This window comes from Dickeya sp. CFBP 2040 (genome assembly GCF_012273755.1).
Classification (GTDB): domain Bacteria; phylum Pseudomonadota; class Gammaproteobacteria; order Enterobacterales; family Enterobacteriaceae; genus Dickeya; species Dickeya poaceiphila.
In genome coordinates, this window is the sequence record NZ_JAAVXH010000087.1 from 144,617 (window position 1) to 165,394 (window position 20,778).

At 55.0% G+C, this 20,778-nt stretch carries 12 protein-coding genes and 1 CRISPR repeat array; of the genes, 2 read left to right on the top strand and 10 right to left on the bottom strand.

The window, feature by feature from the left end; all coding sequences use genetic code 11:
- From cas3f to Dpoa2040_RS12410, 3 genes are all read right to left on the bottom strand, one after another.
- Positions 1 to 3,276 (bottom strand): type I-F CRISPR-associated helicase Cas3f, encoded by a 3,276-nt coding sequence (gene cas3f / locus Dpoa2040_RS12400; RefSeq protein WP_168641433.1) that lies wholly within the window; start codon positions 3,274 to 3,276, stop codon positions 1 to 3.
- Positions 3,273 to 4,274: a type I-F CRISPR-associated endonuclease Cas1f gene (gene cas1f, locus Dpoa2040_RS12405; protein ID WP_168641434.1), complete on the bottom strand. Its 1,002-nt coding sequence runs from the start codon at positions 4,272 to 4,274 to the stop codon at positions 3,273 to 3,275. The genes cas3f and cas1f overlap by 4 nt, the downstream gene beginning before the upstream one ends.
- A gap of 297 nt (positions 4,275 to 4,571) precedes the next feature.
- A CRISPR array of direct repeats spans positions 4,572 to 5,319; the repeat unit is 28 nt; unit sequence GTTCACTGCCGAGTAGGCAGCTTAGAAA.
- A 519-nt stretch (positions 5,320 to 5,838) separates the two neighbouring features.
- Positions 5,839 to 7,533 (bottom strand): methyl-accepting chemotaxis protein, encoded by a 1,695-nt coding sequence (locus Dpoa2040_RS12410; protein ID WP_168641435.1) that lies wholly within the window; start codon positions 7,531 to 7,533, stop codon positions 5,839 to 5,841.
- Positions 7,534 to 8,588: 1,055 nt separating this feature from the next.
- On the opposite strand from Dpoa2040_RS12410, the gene Dpoa2040_RS12415 reads away from it, so the two are divergent.
- Positions 8,589 to 10,133 carry a sensor domain-containing diguanylate cyclase gene (locus tag Dpoa2040_RS12415; RefSeq protein ID WP_246867296.1) on the top strand — a complete coding sequence of 515 codons (1,545 nt, stop codon included), beginning with the start codon at positions 8,589 to 8,591 and terminating at the stop codon, positions 10,131 to 10,133.
- A gap of 294 nt (positions 10,134 to 10,427) precedes the next feature.
- On the opposite strand, the gene uvrA is transcribed toward Dpoa2040_RS12415, so the two are convergent.
- On the bottom strand, positions 10,428 to 13,259 hold the full coding sequence (gene uvrA, locus Dpoa2040_RS12420; RefSeq protein ID WP_168641437.1) for an excinuclease ABC subunit UvrA: 2,832 nt from the start codon (positions 13,257 to 13,259) through the stop codon (positions 10,428 to 10,430).
- A gap of 244 nt (positions 13,260 to 13,503) precedes the next feature.
- Here uvrA and Dpoa2040_RS12425 point away from each other — a divergent pair, with 244 nt between their 5' ends.
- Positions 13,504 to 14,058 (top strand): single-stranded DNA-binding protein, encoded by a 555-nt coding sequence (locus Dpoa2040_RS12425; protein ID WP_042872689.1) that lies wholly within the window; start codon positions 13,504 to 13,506, stop codon positions 14,056 to 14,058.
- A 644-nt stretch (positions 14,059 to 14,702) separates the two neighbouring features.
- On the opposite strand, the gene Dpoa2040_RS12430 is transcribed toward Dpoa2040_RS12425, so the two are convergent.
- The 6 genes from Dpoa2040_RS12430 to Dpoa2040_RS12455 all read right to left on the bottom strand — a co-directional run bounded on the left by Dpoa2040_RS12430 (position 14,703) and on the right by Dpoa2040_RS12455 (position 20,777).
- Positions 14,703 to 14,966, bottom strand: coding sequence for a hypothetical protein (locus tag Dpoa2040_RS12430; RefSeq protein WP_210423922.1), 264 nt, complete (start codon positions 14,964 to 14,966; stop codon positions 14,703 to 14,705).
- A gap of 352 nt (positions 14,967 to 15,318) precedes the next feature.
- Complete coding sequence (locus Dpoa2040_RS12435; RefSeq protein ID WP_168641439.1) at positions 15,319 to 16,359, bottom strand: LacI family DNA-binding transcriptional regulator; 1,041 nt, start codon at positions 16,357 to 16,359, stop codon at positions 15,319 to 15,321.
- Positions 16,360 to 17,412 (bottom strand): carbohydrate ABC transporter permease, encoded by a 1,053-nt coding sequence (locus tag Dpoa2040_RS12440; RefSeq protein WP_168641440.1) that lies wholly within the window; start codon positions 17,410 to 17,412, stop codon positions 16,360 to 16,362.
- 12 nt (positions 17,413 to 17,424) lie between these two features.
- Positions 17,425 to 18,426 carry a carbohydrate ABC transporter permease gene (locus Dpoa2040_RS12445; RefSeq protein WP_042874073.1) on the bottom strand — a complete coding sequence of 334 codons (1,002 nt, stop codon included), beginning with the start codon at positions 18,424 to 18,426 and terminating at the stop codon, positions 17,425 to 17,427.
- 99 nt (positions 18,427 to 18,525) lie between these two features.
- Entirely contained in the window at positions 18,526 to 19,626 is a 1,101-nt protein-coding gene (locus tag Dpoa2040_RS12450; RefSeq protein WP_168641441.1) for an ABC transporter ATP-binding protein, read from the bottom strand.
- Positions 19,627 to 19,673: 47 nt separating this feature from the next.
- Positions 19,674 to 20,777, bottom strand: coding sequence for a glycoside hydrolase family 105 protein (locus tag Dpoa2040_RS12455; protein WP_168641442.1), 1,104 nt, complete (start codon positions 20,775 to 20,777; stop codon positions 19,674 to 19,676).
- Position 20,778 lies beyond the last annotated feature (1 nt).

Here is a 20,778-nt window from a genome sequence, read left to right on the forward strand (position 1 = left end):
TCATGATTTTTCCCCAAACACCCCCAACAGCGGATGCCAGCACCACGCCAGGTTATCTCGCGTGCTAAGACTGATTTCACCAAAGCGGTCGCTGACTCTGGCTAACTCCCACTGCTTTTCCTCGGCCAGTTGCAAGTAAAGCGCGGTGTAATCCATATCTACCCACTGGCTGACGCCATCGGCCATCTGCTGTTGCACGGTTCGGATCACATCGACGTCTTTCCATCCACTCGGCCCGTCGTCCTGCACCATAAAGCACGGTTTTTCGCCCTCCTCTTCCAATCGCAGCCAGTAACGCTGCTGCGGGTCTGAGCGGCGAAACGGCGTACGGCGCTGTAGTTCACCGTTCCAGTGCAACGACTCGCGCCACCACAGCACGGCTGTCGCCTGTGAAAGCGGTGCGTTTTTCGGCCCAAACAGTTTTGTTGCCAGCGCCGCATGTTCCAGCGAAATCAACGTGAATGGTTTTTTCAGTACCGGTGGCTGTTGAATACGCGGCGCAGCGCTGATGTGCTGGTAGTCCTCCGGTTTCAGCAGTTCCCGCAGGTCGTGGCTGGCGAGGGTGAAGCCGTGCTCCGACTCAAAACCGGGGCGAAGGAACACCAGCTTTTCGCCTTTCAGCGCCCGCACGTTATGGCTTAGCAGATAAAAGTTGGGTGAGGCTGGCACATTCTCGTCACGCTGGCGGTGGCGCAGAATACGTCCGGCCAGTTGGATAAAAGAACGCATTGAGCTGGGTTCGGCGATGGCCCAGTCATAATCGTGGTCCCGGCCCACTTCCGCCACCGAGGTTGCCAGCACCACAAACAGGTGATGCTGCTGCGGCTGCTGTGCGATGGCGTCACGAATTTCCGCCACCTGCCACAGTGCCTGCGGGTCTTTGCGCATCAGTGCCGCATCCAGCCGCGCTTCGATGTGGGAACGCATCGCCAGCGGGTGCTGGCTGTGATAGACGCAATAATGCACGCAGTAATCCGGCGGGGAAGGCATCTCCATCAGCGCACGCGCCACCGCCACCAGCGGGTTGATGTTCGCCATGCGAATCAACCCCAGCGACACGGTTTTGCCGCCGGAATGCGTCTGGTGATGGTGCTGATGCAGCGCAAACAACCGTTGATGCAGGGTGTGCGCCACCGCCTGGCACACCGCGCTCGCCTCTCGCGTCGGGCTTGCCACCGGTTCAATCTCCGCCCAGCGCAGCCGCTGTTCCTGCTGTTGCAGCTTGTCGATACGCCCGGTGACAAACGCCTGATGCTGATCGGCAAAAGCGCGAGTATCGGCTATCGTCTGGCACTGACTGTCGAATTCATCAAACCAGCCGCAGCAAATACTCAACGGCGTACCCGGCTCACCGTAAGCCTGCTGCCAGGCTTCGCGCCCTTTCAGGTAAGCTTCGAACAGTGCGCGGATCAACGCCGGTGGCAGCGTGGCGGATGACAGTAATACCCGTGAACCGAGCATCCCCGCCCAGTTCACCAGCCGACACAGCGCGGGCAGGTCTTCCAGCCCAAAATCGTCCGGCTCGTCCAGCACCAGATCAGAGGTCAGCAGCCGCAGCATCGGCGCAATCTGGTGGCCGCCGCGCAGGCTTTCGGTCGCGGGCATCAGGTGGTCGATAGTGGTGACCAGCACCGGCGCACTCAGCAGTTGATGCAGCGTCGGCGATTTTTCCAGCCAGGTTTTCAGCCGCCCGTCATCCAGCGAGCCGTCGTAACTGACGTACTGATGCTCGCTAAACAGCGACTCAGCCGATTCGCTGCCGGTTTGCGCCGCACGCGTTTCCTGCTGGCGTAGCTCATGCAGTTCCTGCACCGCTTGCGAGCCTATCAACACCGCCAGGTCGTCTTCATCCAGCGTCAGGCGCTGGCGCAGGGCATCGCCGGTTTGCAGCGTCAGGGTACGCAGGCCAAGTGCTACCGAAAAGCGACATCCGGCGGATTCGTCTGCCAGCGCGTACATAATGCGGGCATTCGCCAGCGTCTTGCCGCGCCCGGTAGAGGCCATGTTGACGCCAAAGAAACCGTGGCGAGCCGCCTGCTCACGAACGGCACAGACCTGATCAAATGCCCGGTCCTGCCAGCGGAAACGCGCATCGGTGCTGCGCTGGCGAAAGCCTTTGTGCCGGGTGATGGCCGGCAGCGTGTCGCGCAGGTGCGGCAGGCTACGGCCCAGCAGCAGCGCATTCTGCGCCACGCCGACGCAGTGTTCATCCAGTTGCTGTTTGAGTTTGCCAGTCTTTCTGTCGGTATTGGCCCACACGGTATAACGCGGGTCTTGCCAGCCGGGGGTGGCATCGGAAGATGAGTAGTAGTGATCTGCCAGCATCAGCGCCAGCCGTGCCAGATGCACCGTCAGCCGTTGGTCCAGTTGGCCGAAGGTCATCAGCGAGGGTAACTTCAGCGCACGGGCGGCGAATTTGCGCGCCTTTTCACACCAGACGCGGCTTTGCAACGGCGTGCCGTGCGGGAACTGCCACACCTGTTGCCATTCCTGCGCGCTGATATCCGGGCGCAGGTGATTAACCGCATTCCAGTTGGGCGACACCTGCGTGGTCAGCCATTCATCAATATAGGCGAGATCAGGGCTGGGATTGCCACTCTTATCATCCCAAAACATCGGCAAGCGGTGGTGCGAGACAATCAGCCAGCCCACCACCTGCGCCAGCGGCGGCAGGCTGTTAAACGGCGAGGGTTTGGGTATTTTCACATCCTGCTGCAAGCGTGCCAGCAACGCCGCTTCATCCTCCGCGCTGACGGTGGCCAGCGCCGTCAGCCAACCGGTATCATCCCGCTCGCCGACAAACGCCTGAAACAGCCGCAGCGACACCCACTCGTGGCGAAGCGGCTGGCTGCGCGGCCCGTTGCCCCGCAACCCAACCTGAAACAGCGCATTGGCCTTGCCGATATCGTGAAACAGCCCAGCAATCGCCGCCAGCAGGCTGAAGGCTTCAGCGCTGTGCCACGGGTTTTCGTCGTGGCGGCGCAGAATATCGCGCTCGGTACGGTTGGTCGGCACGCTGCCTTGCGGGTTGAAACGCCGCAAGTTGCCGACAATCCACAACAGCTCGGTGTGATTGGCGCTGCGAATCCAGTGGCAGGCCACGGCAGTGTTGCGCCGCGCGGTTTTACGCAGCAACTGGCGCAGCGTTTTTAACCCCTCTTCGGTGATGGCGGTCTGCCAGGTGCGCTCCCCTTTGCGCTCGGCGAACTGATCCAGCACCCGGCGGGTTTCCACCAGCGCTCGCTTATTGCATTCGGAAATCAGCAGGATGTTCATTGCGCCCCCTGACTCCCGCTTTTCGCCACCTGGCTTAATTGCTGCGCCACCTGTTGCAGGCTCTCTATCATCACATCCAGCGCCCCGGCCTGACGAAACGCCGTCAGGCAACGCTGGCGAAAGTCCTGCTCGTCTTCCCCTTCCATGGCGGCGATAAACGCCTGCGGCAGAATCAGCGCGTCTTTGATCAGGTCCGCCACGTCGAACACCAGCCCGCCGCGCCGGGTTTTGCCATGCAGCACCGCCAGCCCGTGCGGCAGGCCCAGCACCCACAACGCCACCGCCGCTAACCCATAAGCCAGATAATTACCGTGGTCGAGAAAACGGTTCGCCAGATCGGTGCCGCCGCCGCGTTTGGCGCGGGTAAACTCGCCGTAGCTCACCGCGTTGGCCGCCAGCCGGTACAGCGCTTTGGTCATCATCGCTTCCTGCACCAGCACATCGTTACTGGTGCGGCACGCCGTCAGCCCCTGCTGATAGCGGTTAAGCAGCGCATCCACATGTTCGGGTTTGATGGCGAAACGCGACTCACGCTCCAGCCGTCCGCCCAGCCAGTGCTGGCGGATCTGGCCGATACGCACCTGCTGAAAGGCAATCGCCGCCGCCAGCCGCTGTTCTTCGTTAAACCAGAAGCTGACCCAATCCTGCAAATACTCAGTAGGGCGGTATTCACTCTGCGGCGACAGCCATGACACCGCCACTTCGGCTTCATTGGCAGCGAACAGCGGCGTTCCCCCGCCGCCACAAAACCCGACCATCACCCCGGCGCGGGCAAATTCCCGCATCGCCGCCTGCGTGACCGAGGTACCGGTGCCGAGCATCACCACGCTGGTATTGGCAATCGGGATATTCCAGTACAACGACTGATTCCCTTCTTCGGTGACATATTCCACCCGCCCGCCATTCACCAAAATACGGCAATGCTGGAGGTAATAAATATTGGCGCGTTTGGAATGCAGAATGGTTTTTAAATCCGACGGGCTGAATACGTTATCCATAAAACGGTTTCTCTGTCGTAGTGATAAAGCAGCACCACCCGCGTAATAACACGCAGGCTAATAATTTATTGGAAAAAATGTAATGCACTGGAAAATAACGAGAATTAGCCTAACACAGCCAAAACGAGAAAGTGAATGACGCCCAAAATACTTTTCGTATTTTCATACCCTTTTTTTCAGGCGTCTTTTTCGATATTGAAAAATCAATAAGTTACCGAAAGCCGAAAAAAAAGGGTCTGAGGGCAAAAATCGCCAATTGCGAGTCAGAATACAAAGAGTTAGAGTCAACGGGCTACAGTTCACTGCCGAGTAGGCAGCTTAGAAAACATCTGCGATGGTTTTACCTCTCGCCCGTCCGTTCACTGCCGAGTAGGCAGCTTAGAAAAATAGACGCAGTGGTGATGACAAAATGCACTAGTTCACTGCCGAGTAGGCAGCTTAGAAATGATTCAGCACCAGAATCAGATTGAGGTCCGCGTTCACTGCCGAGTAGGCAGCTTAGAAACTCAGCTTGAGTTATAACCATTTGCTTGAGTGGTTCACTGCCGAGTAGGCAGCTTAGAAAATCACCTGAGCGCAAAGCGGCCACATCTGCGAGTTCACTGCCGAGTAGGCAGCTTAGAAAAATACGTGCATGACGGTGATTTGCCGCTTGGAGTTCACTGCCGAGTAGGCAGCTTAGAAATTTCGCCAATCCCGCTTTCACGGAAGGTACATGTTCACTGCCGAGTAGGCAGCTTAGAAATGTCTTCCTCACTAGTCCTGCTGTCGGAGCGAGTTCACTGCCGAGTAGGCAGCTTAGAAATGATTAGGCCCAACGCGGAACGTGTTGCCTACGTTCACTGCCGAGTAGGCAGCTTAGAAATTGTCGATTACCGCCACGCGCTCTTTTGTTTCGTTCACTGCCGAGTAGGCAGCTTAGAAAAGAAAGCGACTTACCCATTCTTCCGCCGTGTCGTTCACTGCCGAGTAGGCAGCTTAGAAACAAATCAAATGTTATACGCTGTTTTCCTTTCAATTCACTGCCGAGTAGGCAGCTTAGAAAACAGTTCTGGCGATTAAGGGGATTAAATTAGATTTTCACTGCCGTACAAGCGGTGGTTGACGGGTTTACTGGCGTTAAAACTACGCTGAGGTGGGCGACTTCGCCGGATGAGCGGCATGGATGCCGCGAAAGCCTGTGCCGTGTTGGACAAAAACGCCGGGAGCGTTTTTGAACAGCGTTTACGCTGGCCCGTAGGGCGAGCCCCAGGGATGGGGCGAGTAACCGCGTCACAGGCGGTCCGAATAGCGAAGGCGAACGCCGAAGGCACCGCGTTAGCGGCGTAGTTTAGCCACCCAGCCAGAGGTCAAGGAGAGGTGGCGCTTGCACCTCTCCTTGTCGTGCGTGCGATGATGTGGCAAAGAAGCGACTCGGTTTATCCCGCACGAAACTCTTCACGCTTTCAGGCACGCCTTCGGTGTCGGCGTGATGCGGTTAATCACGCACGAAACCCTTCACCACACTACCCTATACACTACGCCCTTAATCCAACAGCGCTTTCCCCGCTTCAGGGATATTCTGTCAGAACGATGTCCAATCATCATGGCTGGAGGCAGTAGCAGCGGCACGTTTTTCGGCCACAGCCGGGCGAACCGGCAACGCCGCGGGGGATAACGCCGCCGCAGGCCGACGGGTGGGCGGCGTTGCTGCCTTGCTGCCTTGCGACGACAGGCGGAATGCGCTCACCGCTTCAGCCAGCAGCGATGCCTGAGACTGCAACGACAGCGCAGCGGAAGCCGACTCTTCCACCAGCGCCGCATTCTGCTGGGTGGTGGTGTCGATTTGCCCGACCGCAATGTTGAGCTGACTGATGCCATCGCTCTGCTCATGACTGGCCTGCGAGATCTCGTTGATGATGCCATGCACATCGTTAACGTGGCTGGTCAGGTCATTCATGGTGGATTCAGCGTTATCCACCAGATCCATCCCTTCCTGAATCTTGTCTACCGAATCATCGATCAGTTCTTTTATCTCTTTCGCTGCCGTAGCACTGCGTTGCGCCAGCGAGCGAACCTCGCCCGCCACTACCGCGAAACCGCGCCCTTGCTCGCCGGCACGTGCGGCTTCCACCGCCGCATTGAGCGCCAGAATATTGGTCTGGAACGCAATACCGTCGATCACGCCGATAATTTCAGCCATACGCATCGACGCTTCACGAATGCCCCGCATCTTATGGGTGACGGACAGCATCACTTCACCGCTGCGATTCGCGGCTGACGATGCCTGATTCGCAATCGACGTCGCCTGCTGGGTGTTGTCGGCGGTGTTTTTGATGGTCGAGGCCAGCTCTTCCATGGAGGCCGCCGTCTGCTCCAGCGAGCTGGCCTGTTCTTCGGTGCGGGAAGAGAGATCCTGATTACCCGCAGCAATTTGCGAAGCAGCGCTAGAGATAGCCTCCGCACCATCGCGCACCTGGCTGACAATCTGCCGCAGACTGGCATTCATGTGATCCAACGCCTGCAACAGCAACCCGGTTTCATCTTTACGGTTGGAAGAAATGTGTGAGGAAAGATCGCCTTGCGATACACGGTCTGCCATCGCCAGCGCCTGCTGAATCGGCTGGGTGACACTGCGGGTAATCGCCATCGCCACCCAGATACTGAGCAACACACCAGCACCCAGAATCGTTAGCAGAATCAGCCGGATGTTGAGGTAAGTGGACGACATGGTATCAATGGTGCCTAACATGGCTTTGTTATGGTAATCCACCAACCGGCGCACCGCATTACGGTACTCGCGCTGCGTCGGGTCAAGATGCTGATTAAATTCATCAAACGCCGCTTCCCGGTTGTGGTTTTTTACCAGCTCGCCGACTTTTAGCCCCGAAGCCAGAAACTGAGCGCGAATACGCTGTATATCGCTGATCAACTCCTGACTCTTCGCATCCTGAGATTCATTAGCATGTTTTACCAATGCATCCATCAGCCGGGTAATGTCTTTTGAGAGCGGGGGAATTTGGTCGGATATCGCCTTGATACGGTCATCGCCCGACACCAACATTAACTGCTGAGAAATTCGGACGGCTTCATTCACATCTTCTATCAGCGCGTTGGCATTAACAGTTTGAGGATAAATATCCTGCACAATGTCACGCGCGTTATCATGAAAACTTGACAACTTTGCTATTGATAATATACCCACACAGACCAACATAATAGCCAGCACGGCAAAACCAGCCCCCAGCCGATACCCTATTCGCCAATCAGATAAACGCATATTCAGTTCCTCACTCCTTTATTAAGAACACAATGCAACAAAGATGATTCTCAAGGGCAACGCACAGAGCTATGGCTAAAACAGACATCTCATCCGTTACAGTCATTGATCGTGATAAGGGAAAAACAACAGCCAGACAAATAGTTCAACCAGCCATCATAATGAAATGTTTCTCGTTCCCATTCCTGGCGACAAAAATCATTTCTTTTCCACAGTGGGTAAAACAAAAACATTAAAAAAGAGGTGTAAAACGTAGTGCAGACTAAGACCAGACTCAACGTCATCTGTTCCAGCAACCATTTAATATCCCCTGGCTTGACCCAGAGCTGCTATCGGCTGTTGTCTATAAACCTTTATATCGGGATCGGCAAAAACACTCAAAAATTAACCAGATATGGGGAAATATTATCGTTTAATTGTTATTGATCAAAAATAACAACATAAATCACTTACTTTTTGTATGGTTAATAGCAAGAAATCTACAGGCAGGCATCCGTCGTGCATGAGAAACAGCCTCAGTGATGAGCCACCTCGGTTAAGAAAGAAAGGGAATAACATGAGGTTTTATCAAGGAGTCAGTAAATCGCCTGACCCCGTATGGGCACCCCCGTGAAAGAGGCACACAGAGGCTGCACATCACGATAAAACCGCCCTTCCGGCTACCATAATGGGTAAACCGCGCAAAAAAATAGCAACAGCATATTGATTAACAATTGCTCGAATACATGATAATTATTCTTATAGGTTACTTTCTAATTTATACTTATAACGCTTATTAGAACACAGTTTCTTTTTTTCTTTTCGTTCCAACTAATCGTTCCAACTAAAAAATTCCTTTACCGTCTGTTGACACTATTTTAAACCTTGACTAATACTTAAATACTAAGGTCAAACAGGTGTTTTTTCTTCACCTTAACCTTAAATGGGGAATAGATAAGTTGCATATCGTTAGCAACTAAAAATGATAATAATCCGGTAACTATAACTACATGCGAACAAAAAAACTGCCACAAATAAATCTATTGCATTTAATTTTATTTATTTCCCTTACCAGTATGTTTGTTACATTACTGAATAGCTATTTCACTTTTTATCACGTGCAAAAAAAACTGCTTATTGAACAGGCAACAAAAGTGAACTCAAGTTATTCATACAAATTATCTGCAACTGTAGATAATTTTTTCTCTACGTCAGAAGAACAACTGTCTTACAGCGCGAGACTTATCGCCAGCCATATGAAGTCAGGAAATCTTGGCGCCCTGCAAGCCGAGTTGCAACGCATTCATCGGTTAAGCCATGCCTTTAACTCGATGGTGGTGGTAGCGGGAAATAGCCAGATTATCGCCGCCTCGCCAACGTCGCTTAATTTGCCCGGCATCATCCTGACCTCCAGCCAGCATCTTAGCAGACTGAAAGAAAGACGATTTTCTATCAGCCCCCCTTATACCTCCCTGAACGGCAATTATATTATTTTTATTTCACAACCTATTGTGGATAATTTAGGCAATTATCTCGGTTATATCGGTGGTTCCCTTTATCTGAATAGCCAGCGGGTTCTGAATGAGTTTATGAATACGCAATTCAGCAATGACAGTTTTAATACTTATGTGATTGATAAAGAAGGCACCATCATTTATCACCACGACATTACCCAAATTGGCGCTAAATTTAACGATTCACATGCCCTGTCCACGATTAGCAGTCAGAATAAAGGCAGTTTTATGATGCCGGATGAACAAGGTATCCCTTCACCGGCTTCATTTATTCGCACACAAAAATCAGACTGGATTATCATCACTCAACAGTCATTTCACTCCATTGAAGAAGCGCTGAATAACGTGATGCTCAATGTGCTCAGACAGGGTACGCCGCCAGGCATCCTCACGCTGCTGGCGATAAGCCTGCTGGCCTATTACATTGCCAAACCGCTACGCCGACTGGCGAAATCAGCCAGCAGCATGGAACAGCTCGGTGTGATAAACAAAATCCGCGCGGTCAAAGCCTGGTATCAGGAAGTCGAACAGTTAAAACGGGTATTGCTGATAGGTACGGTGCTGTTGCATAAACGTATTGGCCGCCTCAGCTCGGAAGCCCATACCGACCCGCTTTCCGGTATGCTGAACCGCCGCGGTATGCTGGAAAGCATGGAGGAGATCCGTGGCGAATATAAAAAAGTCTCCGTGATCGCCATTGATATCGATCACTTCAAAGCGATTAACGACTCTTTTGGTCATGACGTTGGTGATGAGGTCATTCGTAAACTGAGCCAACAGATCCGCAAAAACTACCGTAAAACCGATCTGATCTGCCGCATTGGCGGTGAAGAATTTCTGATTCTGCTGCCGGGTGCCGACATTACCGTCGCCACAGTAATCGCCGAACGACTACGCAATAATGTCGCCAACACGGTCTATATACCAGGTTCGCATCACCATCAGGTCACTATTTCAATTGGCGTGACCACCTTTAACCCACAGGAAGCAGCTCTGGATATCGCCATTAAAACGGCGGATAAGGCGCTGTACAAAGCCAAAAACAGCGGACGTAATCAGGTGGTGGTGGAATATCTCTCTGAAGATATGTCACTGGCACAACATTAACAACCGGTCCGGTATGCTCAATCGCAGCATACCGCCGGTAGTCATACCTGAAAACAAGGTTACTCAACGCCGCCTCTCCTTGACCACTGGCTTGATAGCTAAACTGTGCCGCTGGCGCGGTGCCTTCGGCAAGCGTCTTCGCTGTTCGGGCCGCCCGTGACGTGCTCCCAGCACGGCACGGGCTTTCGCTGCGTCCATGCGGCTCACCCGGCGAATCCGCTAGCCTCAGCACAGTTTTGACGCTGGAAAAACCACTTCCGTCAAATAGGAAGGTTTATCAATAACCTAAACTGATTAACCCCGATCCAGAATCGGTTTCAGGAACCGGGCGGTGTGAGATTGCTCGCACTGCGCCACCGTTTCCGGCGTGCCGGACACCAGAATCTCGCCGCCGCCGCTGCCGCCTTCCGGTCCCAAATCGACAATCCAATCCGCGGTCTTGATCACATCCAGATTGTGCTCTATCACCACAATGGTGTTGCCCTGATCGCGCAACTGATGCAAAACCGCCAGCAACTGCTGAATATCGGCGAAATGCAGGCCAGTCGTCGGCTCGTCCAGAATATACAGCGTCTGCCCGGTGCCACGCTTCGACAGCTCACGCGCCAGCTTCACACGCTGCGCCTCACCGCCGGACAACGTGGTGGCGGACTGCCCCAGCCGAATGTAGGACAAACCGACATCGATCAGCGTTTGCAGCTTGCGCGCCAGCGCCGGAATGGCATCAAAGAACTCGCGCGCCTCTTCAATGGTCATTTCCAGCACTTCATGGATGCTCTTGCCCTTGTATTTAATCTCCAGCGTTTCGCGGTTATAACGTTTGCCTTTGCACTGGTCACAGGGCACATAAATATCCGGCAGGAAGTGCATTTCCACCTTGATAACACCGTCACCCTGACAGGCTTCGCACCGCCCGCCGCGCACGTTAAAACTGAAGCGGCCAGGGTTATAGCCACGGCTGCGCGCTTCCGGCACGCCGGCAAACAATTCGCGGATCGGCGTAAACACACCGGTGTAGGTGGCCGGGTTCGAGCGAGGGGTACGACCGATCGGGCTTTGATCGATATCGATCACCTTGTCGAAATGCCCCAGCCCCTGGATCTCGCGGTACGGTGCGGGTTCGTTCAGTTCACCGCCGTTAAGCTGACGCTGGGCAATCGGGAACAGCGTATCGTTGATCAGCGTCGATTTACCGGAACCGGACACGCCGGTAATGCAGGTGAACAGCCCGACTGGCAACGTCAGGGTCACGTCTTTCAGGTTGTTGCCGCGCGCGCCAATCAGTTTCAGTACTTTAGTCGGATCGGCCTGCACCCGCTGCGCCGGGATCTCGATTTTGCGCGCGCCGCTCAGGAACTGCCCGGTCAGCGATTCCGGCACCGCCATAATCTGCGTGGCCGTGCCTTCGGCAATCACCTGACCGCCATGAACACCTGCGCCGGGACCGATATCGATGATATGGTCAGCGGCACGGATGGCGTCTTCATCATGCTCTACCACAATCACCGTGTTGCCGAGGTTGCGCAGGTGAATCAACGTCTCCAGCAGGCGTTCGTTGTCGCGCTGATGCAGACCGATTGACGGCTCGTCCAGCACATACATCACCCCGACCAGACCGGCACCGATTTGGCTCGCCAGACGGATGCGCTGCGCCTCACCGCCGGACAAGGTTTCCGCCGAGCGCGACAGCGACAGGTAATTCAGGCCGACGTTAACCAGAAAGCGCAGCCGATCGCCAATTTCTTTCAGCACTTTTTCGGCGATTTTCGCCCGCTGACCACTCAGCTTGATGTTATGAAAAAACGCCATCGCGTGGCCGATGCTCATATCGGCAATCTGCGGCAGCGTTGTCTGCTCCACATAGACGTGGCGCGCTTCTTCACGCAGGCGGGTGCCGTGACAACTGGCGCATGGCCGGTTACTGATGAACTTCGCCAGTTCCTCACGCACCGCGGTCGATTCCGTCTCTTTGTAGCGGCGCTCCATATTGTTGAGCACCCCTTCGAACGGATGACGACGCACTGAGGTGTCGCCGCGATCATTGATATACTTGAACTCGATATTTTCCTTGCCGGAACCGTACAAAATCACCTTGTGAATCGCCGGGCTGAGGCTATCAAACGGTGCTTCCACATCGAACTCATAGTGCTCCGCCAGTGAACGCAGCATCTGGAAGTAGTAGAAATTGCGGCGATCCCAACCACGAATGGCGCCGCCAGCCAGCGACAGCTCGCCGTTCTGCACCACACGCGCCGGGTCGAAAAACTGCTGTACGCCCAGCCCGTCGCAGGTCGGGCAGGCCCCCGCCGGGTTGTTGAATGAAAACAGCCGGGGTTCCAGCTCATGCATACTGTAGCCGCACACCGGACAGGCGAAATTGGCGGAAAACAGCAGTTCCGGCGCGTTCGGCTCATCCATATCCGCCACCACAGCGGTGCCACCGGACAACTCCAGCGCGGTTTCGAACGATTCGGCCAGGCGCTGCGCCAAATCGTCACGCACTTTAAAGCGGTCTACCACCACTTCGATGGTGTGTTTTTTCTGCAACTCCAGCTTCGGCGGGTCCGACAGGTCGCACACTTCGCCGTCGATACGCGCGCGGATATAGCCCTGCGTCGCCAGGTTCTCCAGCGTCTTGGTGTGTTCGCCCTTGCGGTCTTTAACCATTGGCGCCAGCAGCATCAGCCGCTTGCCTTCCGGCTGCGATAAGACATTATCCACCATCTGGCTGACGGTCTGGGCATCCAGCGGAATATCGTGTTCCGGGCAGCGCGGCTCACCGACACGGGCAAACAGCAGACGAAGGTAATCGTGGATTTCAGTGATGGTGCCGACGGTAGAACGGGGGTTGTGCGAGGTGGATTTTTGCTCAATGGAAATGGCGGGCGACAACCCTTCAATGTGGTCCACATCCGGTTTTTCCATCAGCGACAGAAACTGGCGCGCGTAGGCCGACAACGACTCCACATAACGACGTTGCCCTTCAGCATACAGCGTATCGAACGCCAGCGAGGATTTGCCGGAACCGGATAACCCCGTCACGACGATCAACTTATCGCGTGGAATAATCAGGTTAATATTCTTCAGGTTATGGGTTCGGGCACCACGAATTTCGATCTTATCCATGCATACTTTTCCCGCAATAGACGCTGTTTTTTATCCTTTACGAAAGAAAGGAAAGCGATAGAAAAGGCCGATTATGGCATAAACAAAACTGAATGGATATCCAGTATTTGACTGCAATAACAGCAATATGGCAAATAAAGACGCAAGCTGGCTCGCGGCTCTCGCACCGGTATAATCTATAGCACTGACGTGCTAGAATTATTCGTTTAAACTTTTAAAACGTGATTGTTCAGGAGACACCAACATGGCCAGCAGAGGCGTTAACAAAGTGATTCTTATCGGGAATCTGGGTCAGGACCCGGAAGTCCGTTACATGCCGAATGGCGGCGCAGTCGCTAACCTGACTCTGGCCACGTCGGACAGCTGGCGCGACAAGCAGACCGGCGAGCAGAAAGAGCGCACCGAGTGGCACCGCGTTGCACTGTACGGCAAGCTGGCGGAAATCGCCGGCGAATACCTGCGCAAAGGCTCTCAGGTGTATATCGAAGGCCAGTTGCGCACCCGCAAATGGCAGGATCAGAGCGGTCAGGATCGCTACACCACCGAAGTAGTGGTCGATATCTCCGGTAGTATGCAGATGCTGGGTGGCCGCGCAGGCGGCGGTGCACCAGCCGGTGGCGGCATGGGCGGTAATATGGGTGGTGGTAACGCGCCACAAGGTGGTTGGGGTCAACCGCAACAGCCGCAGCAAGCCAACCAGTTCAGCGGCGGCGGTCAGTCCCAGTCCCGTCCGCAGCAAAGCGCGCCGATGCCAGGCAACGAACCGCCGATGGATTTTGACGACGACATTCCGTTTTAAAAAACACCCTGGCATTTTTTAAAACGGTTCTGATTCTTAGTGGGCTGTCGCAGAGAAAGCGACAGCCCCTTTATATTACGATGCTCGTGGTGAATAGCGGATATTCACTAATGGAGGATGGAAACGAGCATACCATTGCTGCGCCTACAGGTTGCTCGCAGGCAATGATTTTATACCCTAAATAATTCGAGTTTCAGGAAGGCGGCAAGGGAAGGAATCCCGATGAGCTTACTCAGGTAAGTGATTCGGGTGACTGAGCGCAGCCAACGCACCTGTAACTTGAAGTATGACGGGTATAAAACCAGACATAGGTAGCTCTGATTATATTCCCCTTCAACAACCGCTACTCCGTTCCTTGCCACCATTTTGAATTCGGAACATCCCAAGGCAGCGCAGGCTGTGTGCGTATTTTTTTGTATTCGCCATTGCAGAAATGATACGAAATCAACTCTAAGAAATGGCGTTTTTCTCCATCCGGCTTGAATGTTATAACAAACAGCAAAAGGGGATTCTTTGCAGACTGCCAAATATTATTAATCTCCTTAACTTCATCATCTACACGACCAGATTTACAGTAGGAAATGAACGCAGAGAAATGTTTTTTATCGCTATCGGATTCAATTTTTTTAAGTTTTTCAATTTTATCATTCCCTTTTTTCCCCTAATTCATCCCACGTCCATTCGACGTTGGCCATTATCGTACCGTTAGCGTCACGAATTACTGAACCTGTTCTATTACCAGACTCAAAAAATAAATAACACCCTAGTAAATCAGCATATTTCTTAACAGCACACCCAATATGATTCGTCCAATTCACGCTATAGATATACTTTCTGTTTGGAGCAGGAAAATCCTGATACCAGAAAGCGTTAAATATAACAACAAAATCTTCCATTATTGTTTCCATCAGACACATCCTCATAAAATGATATAGTTAGCACCATCACAATAATAAATCACAAAATTATTGTCAGGCCATACTCTCATAAATTATCGAGTATTAATCATTTGCTGTACTTCTGCAAATAAAATCATCCAAGTAGCTTCGCCAAATAATATTCCATTTTTTGGGCATAGAAGTTAAAAAATGGGGTGTCGCCGGCCACTTAATGAGTTCAGCACTTAAAAAAATATGAGTTCTCTTTTTTCATCACGTTACTATGCCATTCATCATGGCTAATTTACGTATTATTCCGTTGAACGTCCCAATACGCTTTTCGGCACACGCACCATCAGCAATACTGTCTTTTATTTAGCGCTTAAACATGTAGTGCCCCCCGCACCGACTCCCTGATCACCACATGCCCGGCCAGCTCGATGCGCTGGGCGACGCCAAGCGCCTGTGCAGGCAGCAGTTGTTGGGTCAGCAGGTGCAGCGCGGCGCACGCCATCTCTTCGAACGGCAGATGCACGGTGGTAAGCGACAGCGGCAACATGTCGAGCGGCAGAATGTCGTCCATGCCCATCACCGAGAAATCATCCGGCACCCGCAAGCCGTGCTGACTGAGCGCGTCGATTACACCAATGGCCTGATTATCGGCAGCGCAGAAAATGGCGGTGACGCCGAGCCGGTCCGGGTGACGCGCCAGCCAGTCGAGCAGCGCGTCGCGGGCGGTCAGCGGCTGAAAATCCGGCAGCGACAGAATCAGCCGCTCATCGGGTGCGATCCCGGCTTCAGCCAGCGCATCCCGGTAGCCGCGCTCGCGTTCACGGATAGTCTGACGCGAAGGCCAAGTCAGATGCAGGATGCGGCGGTGCCCCTGCGCTATCAGATAACGTACTGCGGCGGCGGCTGCATAGTGGTTGGCAGGCATCACGGCGTTAAGCCGCATGGTCGGGTCTTCGCCGTTAATCAGCACCGCCGGCACGCCGCTTTCCGCCACCGCATTCAGCAAGGCGGAATGATCGTCATTGACTATCAGGATACCGTTGGCCTTATCGCCCCGCAGCGCCTGTAACAGTTGCTGTTCGTTGATGCTGTCCGGCTCGCCGACAAACGGGCTGAGCTGGATGTTGCGCTGCTGGCACAGGGTTTTTAGCCGGTTGATCAACGTCAGCGACACCAGATTAAGGTCGCTTTCCAGCATCAGATTACGCGGCGTCGCCAGCATGATGTGGCGCAGCGGCTCCGGGTTCTGCGCCGTTTTACTCGCCTTGTGCAGCGGATACCCCTGCTCGGCAGCAATCGCCATAATCTGCTGGCGCACTTTGGCGCTGATGGGCGCGGTGCCGTTCAGCACCCGCGATACCGTACTGATCGACACGCCCGCACGCTCAGCAATATCTTTGAGCGTCTTCATTTATTTCATTCCTGTGTTGGCAATACCGGTGGTGATGTATTTTTGCAGGAACACGAATACCGCCGTCACCGGCAGCAGCGACAGCATGGTCATCGCCAGAATATAGTGCCACTGTACCGAGAACTGCCCCTGAAACGCATTCAGGCCGATTTGCAGCGTAAAGTTATCCTGGCTGGACAGCACAATCAGCGGCCACAGGAAGTCGTTCCAGCGCCAGATAACCGAGAAGATCGCCAGCACTGCCAGCGCCGGCGCAGTGAGCGGCAGGATGATTTTCCAGTAGATGCGAAATTCGCTGGCGGCGTCGATGCGTGCCGCTTCGATCAACTCATCCGGAATGGTCAGCATGTACTGGCGCAGCAAAAACACCCCGGTGGGCGTGGCGATAGTCGGGATGATCACCCCCCACAGGTTATCGCCCATACGCAGGCCAATCACCACCAGAAAGGTCGGCACCATTACCACCGACAGCGGGATCATCATGGTGGACAAGAATAACGTCAGTACCGTGCCGCGCCCGCGAAATTCGTATTTCGCCAGGGCGAATGCCGCCATCGAACTGAGCAGCAGCGTCAGTAGCGTCGCCATCACCGTTACGAATACGGTGTTTTTCAGGTAGGTGGCGAAGTGAAATTTCGACATCGGCGTGGCGTAGTTGTCGGTTTCCAGATGCAGGGTTTTCTGCGGCGTCAGGTTCTGCACCGGCACCCGCACTATCTCCTGCGGCGCTTTCGGGTCCACCATCTGCGCCAGCAGGCCGATGCGGCGCACCATCGCCAGTGTTTTGCTGCTGCCGTCGTCCTGCTTCGCCTGCCACAGCTCCAGCGGTTTCGGGTAGTCGGGCAGCGTGACGGTGCTGGCGGCCTCCGGCAAAAAACTGGGCGGAAAACGGTTGATCTCCGACGGCGTTTTCAGCGACGACATCGCCGCCCACATCACCGGGATCAACACCAGCAGCGTGCCCACCACCAGCCACACCCAGCTCAGAATGTCGGTGACGTGAATCCGCCCCGGATAACGGGTACGGGTAAGAAACGCGATTATCTTCATCATGCCGACTCCCGGTTATTTTTTGCCTTCCAGACGGCGGGTGAGCAGAAACTGCAACGCCGTCAGGATCATCAGCACCAGCCCCATCAGCACCGACGCCGCCGACGCCAGCCCGTACAGCGAGGCATTGGACGAAAACGCCGTCTGATAAATGTACTGCACAATAAAGTTGTTGGCGGTACCCGGCCCACCGCCGTTGGTCAGCACCCAGGCTTCATCGAAGATCTGCACGCTGTTGATGGTCAACAGGATCACCACCACCAGAATGTTGGGTGCCAGCAGCGGCAGCGTCAGGCGATAGAAACCGCGCCAGCGCGAGGTGCCGTCCACCGCGGCGGCTTCATAGATATCACGCGGAATCGCCTGCAACCCGGCCAGCAGAATCAGAGTATAAAAACCGACGTGAAACCACACCGAGACGAACACCACCCAAAAACGCGCCAGCGACGGCTCCAGCAAAAACGTCACTGGCTGGCCGCCCAGCGACGACAGCACCAGATTCAGCAGCCCATTACGATTAAGGAACCACTGCCACACCAGCCCCACCACCACCGGCGACAACAACACCGGGTAAAAGAAGATGGCGCGGAAAAAACCGCGGGCGATGATCTTGCGATTAAGGATCAGCGCGGTGACCAGCGCCACGCCGAGCGTGCAGGTCACATTAAAAAAGGTGAATGAGACGGTGTTGTAAATTCCCGTCCAGAACAGGTCCTGCTCGCAGCTGGCGGGCACGGTGTACTGCTCGCAACGCAGCAGGGTAGCGAAGTTCTGCAACCCGACGTAGGGCCGGTCCCACAACAGAATGTTGGTGCCGCCGGTAAAGGCGTAGCACACCGCCAGCAGGATCGGAATAAATACGAACACGGCGAACAACAGCATGTTCGGTGCAATGAAAAACCACGGCATCACCCGGCGACCGCCGAATTTTTGCAGCAGATTGACCGATTTTTCCACCGGCGTCACCAGCGTATCCACCAGCGACGCACCGGGCTGAATCAGCGATTTTCGGTTCATGGTCGTCCCCCAATCATGATTGTTTTCACTCATGGCTGTCTCCTGCTCATGGCTGTTTCCCGCTTATAACTGTTTTGCATTCACTACGGTCTTACGCCTTCAGGCATCCGGTTCCGCCAGACGCGGCAGCACCTGACCGGTGTCGGCGTCAAACAGGTGGCAATAGGCGTGCGGGAAACGCACAAACACCAGCTCGCCGGTGCGGAATTCATGGTGCCCCGGCAGGTGCACAATCAGTTCGTCTTCAATACCGGCGCAGCGACCATAGATAAAGGTTTCGTGCCCCATCATTTCGCAACGGTCGATGCACAGCGACACGCCGTCGCTATGCTCCTGCACCAGTTGGCAGTGTGATGGCCGGATACCCAGTTCCACCGTTTTCCCCTCTTCGCCGCGAAACGGCAGGCGTAACAGATGACCGGAGGGGCAGCGCACCTCCACTCCGTCATCCGACGCGCTGCTGATGGTGACTCGGAATATATTCATGCGCGGCGAGCCGATAAACCCGGCCACAAACTTGTTTTTGGGTCGGTTGAACAGCTCCAGCGGTGTCCCCACCTGTTCGATACGCCCGCCGTTGAGCACCACAATGCGCTGCGCCATGGTCATGGCTTCGACCTGATCGTGGGTGACGTAAATCATGGTCGTGCGCAGCTTCTGGTGCAGCCGGGTCAGTTCGCCGCGGGTTTGCACCCGTAGTTTGGCGTCGAGGTTGGATAAAGGCTCGTCAAACAGGAACAGGTCCGGGTCGCGCACAATGGCACGACCGATGGCGACACGCTGCTGCTGCCCACCGGACAGCGCACGCGGCTTGCGTTCCAGATATGGCTCCAGCCCCAGCATTCGGGCCGCTTCCGTAATGCGGCACTCAATTTCGTGTTTGGGGAAATGCAGGTTTTCCAGCCCGAATGCCAGATTTTTGCGTACCGACAGATGCGGATACAGCGCGTAAGACTGGAATACCATGGCGATTTTGCGTTCCGCCGGGCTGAGATCGTTCACCTTGCGATCACCGATCCACAGCTCACCGTCGGTGATGGGTTCCAGACCGGCGATCATCCGCAACAACGTGGATTTGCCACAGCCGGAAGGCCCGACGAATACCATAAACTCCCCGTCGCGGATGGTCAGATCCACGCCTTTGATAATCTGTACCGACCCATAGCTTTTATGGACGTTTTTTAGTTCCAGACTCGCCATCACCGTTTCCTCAAACCTGTTTCTGTTTTCAAACCCATTTCTGTTTTTCAAACAGAATGTCGCTGCGCCAGCAGCATCAGCATGACCAGCGCCTGCCCGTACGGCACGGCGACATTGGGGATATCGTGATAAAATTGCAGGTCATGACCCATTGCGGTGCCGTCCGACACGCCTTGCACCACACCCTGTTCATCGATTTGCGCCACCACCGCCGCCAGCCCTTTGTCCAGCACCTGTTGTGGAAAATCCGCCAACATGCCGAGCTGACGAGCAGTAAGAATCCCGGCGATGAAGCCGGCGCTGGCGGAGGTTTCCAGCGGTGAATCCGGGTCGTTAAGCAAGGTGTGCCACAACCCGGACTCATGCTGACAGCGTGCCAGCGCACGGGTCTGCTGGGTGAGAATAGCCTCCAGCGTACGGCGCACCGGCGCTGAGAGCGGCGAGTCCGTCAGACAGCATATTTCCGGCAGCACCAGTGTGACCCAGGCATTGCCGCGCCCCCAGAACGCCCCGGCGTAATGGTGGCGGCCCAGGAAAGTCCAGCCGTGATACCACAACCCGGTGGCGGCATCCGCCAGATAGCGGGCGTGGGTCAGCAACTGGTATTCCGCTTCCTCCAGCAAATCCCGGCGTTTAAGTACCCCGGCGCTGACCACCAGAAACAGCCCGGCCATGAACAACGTGTCGTCCCACAGTTGCCCGGTGTTGGGGCGCTCTTTCACCGTGTGCTGGAAGCCGCCGTCTTCAGTTTTCGGCAGTGAATGCAGCAGCCAGTCTGCCCACTCTGCCACCGCCGCCAGCCAGTGCGGACGCGGGTTATCACGACACAACAGCGCCAACACCAACATCGGTGCGGTGGAGTTAATTTGCCGCGGCGGTAGCCCGGCCTGTAATTTTTGTTCGTACCACTGCTCCAGCGCCGCCAGCATGGCGTGGTCCTGCCGTTGCCGCGCCAGCTTCCAGAAGCCGTACAACCCGACGCCTACCTCCCAGTCCCACTCTTCGAACTGGATGGTCAGCGTCTCGCGGGTAGGTGCGCCGTCGGTCACGCTGTTAATGGCCTTCAGGCGACAAAACGCCAACGCCACCTTATCCAGCAGCGCATCAATCTGCTGGCTGCCAGCAGCTCCGTTTATTGATGGTGTTGTCATG